The organism is Paractinoplanes pyxinae (genome assembly GCF_026626335.1).
In the GTDB taxonomy this organism is placed as follows: Bacteria; Actinomycetota; Actinomycetes; order Mycobacteriales; family Micromonosporaceae; genus Actinoplanes; species Actinoplanes pyxinae.
The window spans coordinates 1-3482 of record NZ_JAPNTZ010000035.1 but is presented as its reverse complement, the minus strand read 5'-3'; the positions used below and the strand labels follow the sequence as shown (position 1 = coordinate 3482).

The following is a 3482-nucleotide window of genomic DNA, read 5'->3' as shown; positions in this document are numbered from 1 at the left end:
TCTTCAATGCCAGGCACGGCCTGGCCCCCCATACCGGTCATGAAGTGATGCTGGTGGAGGGCTGATCGGGTTGTGGGTTGGTCGTTGGTTGAGAATTGCACAGTGGACGCGAGCATCTTGTTTTCTGTGGTTAAGTTGTCAAGGGCGAACGGTGGATGCCTTGGCACCAGGAGCCGATGAAGGACGTGGGAGGCCGCGATAGGCCTGGGGGAGCTGTCAACCTAGCTGTGATCCCAGGGTGTCCGAATGGGGAAACCTGGCACGAGTCATGTCGTGTCATCCATGCCTGAATACATAGGGCATGTGAGGGGAACGCCGGGAAGTGAAACATCTCAGTACCGGTAGGAAGAGAAAACAACCGTGATTCCGTGAGTAGTGGCGAGCGAAAGCGGATCGAGCCTAAACCTTGCGTGTGTGATACCTGTCAGGGGTTGCACGTGGGGGGTTGTGGGACCTGCTTATCCCATCTGACAGTGGGGTGAAGAGTTACAAAGCTAGTTGTTAGTGGAACGGTGTGGGAAAGCCGGCCGTAGAGGGTGAGAGCCCCGTATGCGAAAGCATCTAGCCTCTTTGCAGTGTTCCCGAGTAGCAGCGGACTCCTAGAATCTGCTGTGAATCTGCCAGGACCACCTGGTAAGGCTGAATACTTCCTGGTGACCGATAGCGGACGAGTACCGTGAGGGAATGGTGAAAAGTACCCCGGGAGGGGAGTGAAATAGTACCTGAAACCGTTCGCCTACAATCCGTCAGAGCCTTAGCTGTAGCAATGCAGCGGGGTGATGGCGTGCCTTTTGAAGAATGAGCCTGCGAGTTAGTGGCACGTGGCGAGGTTAACCTGTGTGGGGTAGCCGTAGCGAAAGCGAGTCTGAAGAGGGCGATACAGTCGCGTGTTCTAGACCCGAAGCGGGGTGATCTAGCCATGGGCAGGTTGAAGCGTGGGTAAGACTGCGTGGAGGACCGAACCCACCAACGTTGAAAAGTTGGGGGATGACCTGTGGTTAGGGGTGAAAGGCCAATCAAACTCCGTGATAGCTGGTTCTCCCCGAAATGCATTTAGGTGCAGCGTCGTGTGTTTCTTGCCGGAGGTAGAGCACTGGATGGTCTAGGGGGCCTACAAGCTTACCGAAATCAGCTAAACTCCGAATGCCGGTAAGTGAGAGCGCGGCAGTGAGACTGCGGGGGATAAGCTTCGTAGTCGAGAGGGAAACAGCCCAGATCACCAGCTAAGGCCCCTAAGCGTGTGCTAAGTGGAAAAGGATGTGGGATCGCATTGACAACCAGGAGGTTGGCTTAGAAGCAGCCACCCTTTAAAGAGTGCGTAATAGCTCACTGGTCAAGTGGTTCCGCGCCGACAATGTAGCGGGGCTCAAGCACACCGCCGAAGCTGTGGCATTCACACATTCATCCGCTGAGTTCTTTCGAGCTCGGTGCAGTGGTGTGGATGGGTAGGGGAGCGTCGTGCTACCAGGGAAGCGGCGGGGTGACCCAGCCGTGGAGGTTGCACGAGTGAGAATGCAGGCATGAGTAGCGAATGAAGAGTGAGAACCTCTTCCGCCGGATGACCAAGGGTTCCAGGGCCAGGCTAATCCGCCCTGGGTGAGTCGGGGCCTAAGGCGAGGCCGAGAGGCGTAGTCGATGGATAACGGGTTGATATTCCCGTACCCGCAAAGGAACGCCCAAGACGAACCTATCTGTACTAACCACGCAAAGCCGGCGAGGACTTCGGTCTGACCTGGTGGAGTCTGGGACCTCGGGTGGTAGTAGTTTAGTGATGGGGTGACGCAGGAAGGTAGATGATCCCAGGCGGTGGTTGTCCTGGGGTAAGCGTGTAGACCGTGTCATAGGCAAATCCGTGACACATGAGGTTGAGACGTGATGCCGAGCCGTTTCAGGTGAAGTCATTGATCCTATGCTGCCGAGAAAAGCCTCTAGCGATGTTCCGAGCGGCCCGTACCCTAAACCGACACAGGTGGTCAGGTAGAGAATACCGAGGCGACGGGTGAACTGTGGTTAAGGAACTCGGCAAATTGCCCCCGTAACTTAGGGAGAAGGGGGGCCGGACGCGTGAAGCCCCTTGCGGGTGGAGCGTGGTATGGCCGCAGAGAGCAGGGGGAAGCGACTGTTTACTAAAAACACAGGTCCATGCCAAGTCGTAAGACGATGTATATGGACTGACGCCTGCCCGGTGCTGGAACGTTAAGGGGACCTGTTAGCCGGCAACGGCGAAGCGGAGAACTTAAGCGCCAGTAAACGGCGGTGGTAACTATAACCATCCTAAGGTAGCGAAATTCCTTGTCGGGTAAGTTCCGACCTGCACGAATGGCGTAACGACTTCCCCACTGTCTCAACCACAGGCCCGGCGAAATTGCAGTACGAGTAAAGATGCTCGTTACGCGCGGCAGGACGGAAAGACCCCGGGACCTTTACTATAGCTTGACATTGGTATCCGAATTTAATTGTGTAGGATAGGTGGGAGCCGGTGAAACTCGGACGCCAGTTCGGGTGGAGGCAATCTTGAAATACCACTCTGTTGGGTTTGGGTATCTAACTTGCGGCCCTGATCGGGTCGAGGGACAGTGTCTGGTGGGTAGTTTAACTGGGGCGGTTGCCTCCTAAAGGGTAACGGAGGCGCCCAAAGGTTCCCTCAGCCTGGTTGGCAATCAGGTGTTGAGTGTAAGTGCACAAGGGAGCTTGACTGTGAGACTGACGGGTCGAGCAGGGACGAAAGTCGGGACTAGTGATCCGGCACTTGCGTGTGGAAGCGGTGTCGCTCAACGGATAAAAGGTACCCCGGGGATAACAGGCTGATCTTCCCCAAGAGTCCATATCGACGGGATGGTTTGGCACCTCGATGTCGGCTCGTCGCATCCTGGGGCTGTAGCAGGTCCCAAGGGTTGGGCTGTTCGCCCATTAAAGCGGTACGCGAGCTGGGTTTAGAACGTCGTGAGACAGTTCGGTCCCTATCCGCCGTGCGCGTTGGATACTTGAGAAGGGCTGTCCCTAGTACGAGAGGACCGGGACGGACGAACCTCTGGTGTGCCAGTTGTCCCGCCAGGGGCACGGCTGGTTGGCTACGTTCGGAAGGGATAACCGCTGAAAGCATCTAAGCGGGAAGCTCGCTTCGAGATGAGGTATCCCACCACCTTGAGTGGGTAAGGCTCCCAAGAGACTATTGGGTTGATAGGCCGGAGATGTAAGCCAGGTAACTGGTTCAGTCGACCGGTACTAATAGGCCGAGGGCTTAACCACCCTAAACATATGAGCGCGTCCACTGTGTGATTCACAGCAAACGAACAACCAAGCACCACCGGCATCTGCCGGCTGTGTTTGCTGGTTGAGCGCCACGCTGATAGCTGTTTCGGTGGTCATAGCGGAGGGGAAACGCCCGGTCTCATTCCGAACCCGGAAGCTAAGCCCTCCAGCGCCGATGGTACTGCACTCGGGAGGGTGTGGGAGAGTAGGACGCCGCCGGACTCAACGTG

Annotated in this window: 2 rRNA genes; both read left to right on the top strand. The window is 56.5% G+C overall.

Annotated features, from left to right (window positions below):
- Nucleotides 1-128: 128 nt before the first annotated feature.
- Nucleotides 129-3249, top strand: a 23S ribosomal RNA gene (locus OWR29_RS47935).
- A 108-nt stretch (nt 3250-3357) separates the two neighbouring features.
- Nucleotides 3358-3474 (top strand): 5S ribosomal RNA (gene rrf, locus OWR29_RS47930).
- Nucleotides 3475-3482: the final 8 nt, after the last annotated feature.